Genomic DNA, 1368 nt, shown 5'->3' on the forward strand with positions numbered 1-1368 from the left:
GATGTGGATGGTGGGCTGCGCTTCGGCTAGCTCAGCAAGCTGGCTTGCCTGATCGCCATCCGCCGTGGGCGATTCGCTCGCGACGGCAGTTGAGGTTGGCTCGGCAGCAGCGGCACCGGCGGCGGCAGTCGGGGCATCACTGGCGGCAGTCATCCGAGCAGCGGGCCCAGCGGCGGCAACAGCAGCACCTGCAGTCGGAGCAGCGGCGGCAAACAGGGCACCACCGGCGGCATCCGGCCCAGCGGGCGCAGCATCGGAGTCGGCAGCAGGCATGGCGGTCATCCGAGCAGCGGCAGCGGCTTCAGGGCCAGCGGCAGTCGGATCGGCGGCGGCTCCAGCAGGCGCAGCGTCGGCAGCAGGCGCGGCGGTCATCCGAGCAGTGGCAGCGGGTCCAGAGTCGGCGGCGATGGCACCGGCGGCATCCGCAGCCGCGCCGGCTATCTCGGCCTCCGCCTCGCCCTCAGCCGGCGCCTCAGCCGCCCCGGCCTCGTCGTGCCCGCCGGTACCCGTTCCCTGATTCGCCACCCTGCTCCTCCCTGCGCCTTCGGCCGTCGGACTGGTCGACCGGCCGCAGGTTACTCGGCGCGGGTGAGGGTCGGGGCTACTTCCAGGAGTTGTTCGAAGGTGAGGGCGCCTTCGCGGAGCAGGACTGGTGCGGTGCCGGTGATGTCCACGATGGAGCTGGCGCCGGCTTCGTCGCCGACGGGGCCGGCGTCCAGGTAGACCGAGACCGCGTCGCCGAGCTGGTCCTGGGCATCGATGGCGGTGCGGGCGGGTGGCATGCCGGACTTGTTGGCGCTGGAGACGGCCATCGGGCCGGTCTCGGTCAGCAGCTCGATCGCCACCGGGTGCAGCGGCATGCGGACCGCGACCGTGCCGCGGGTCTCGCCGATGTCCCAGGTGAGCGTGGGCTGGTGCATCGCCACCAGGGTCAGGCCGCCGGGCCAGAAGGCGTCGACGAGTTCCCAGCCGACCGAGGGCATGCCCGCCACCAGGCCGTGCAGGGTCGCCGGGGAGGGCACCAGCACCGGGCTCGGCATCGCCGGGCCGCGGCCCTTGGCCTCCAGCAGCGCGCGCACGGCCCAGTTGGTGAACGCGTCCGCCCCGATGCCGTACAGCGTGTCGGTCGGCAGCACGACCAGCTCCCCGCGCCGGACGGCGCTGGCGGCCTCCCGCAGTCCGGTCTTGCGCTGCTCGGGGTCGGTGCAGTCGAAACGGCGGCTCATGGGCCGTGAGTCTACTGGCCGCCGCACAGACCCGGCGCATGGTGGAGGGATCGCCGGCGTGGAAGCCGCAGGCGACGTTGGCGCTGGTGACCAGCTCCAGCAGGGCGTCATCGTCTCCGAGCCGCCAACGGCCGAAGCCTTC

1 protein-coding gene and 1 pseudogene are annotated in these 1368 nt (G+C 73.0%); both read right to left on the reverse strand.

Annotation, left to right across the window (positions count from 1 at the left end):
* Window positions 1-575 precede the first annotated feature (575 nt).
* Complete coding sequence (locus GWK61_RS54580) at window positions 576-1226, reverse strand: L-threonylcarbamoyladenylate synthase (RefSeq protein WP_194922292.1); 651 nt, start codon at window positions 1224-1226, stop codon at window positions 576-578.
* Between the two features lie 15 nt (window positions 1227-1241).
* Window positions 1242-1368, reverse strand: a pseudogene (locus GWK61_RS54585) (LamB/YcsF family protein); the annotation flags it as partial.

This window comes from Catenulispora rubra, assembly GCF_015356825.1.
GTDB classification, from domain to species: domain Bacteria; phylum Actinomycetota; class Actinomycetes; order Streptomycetales; family Catenulisporaceae; genus Catenulispora; species Catenulispora rubra.

Coding starts and splice junctions, on each gene's coding strand:
- GWK61_RS54580 (WP_194922292.1), bottom strand. CDS start 1,226: ATGAGCCGCCGTTTCGACTGCACCGACCCCGAGCAGCGCAAGACCGGA.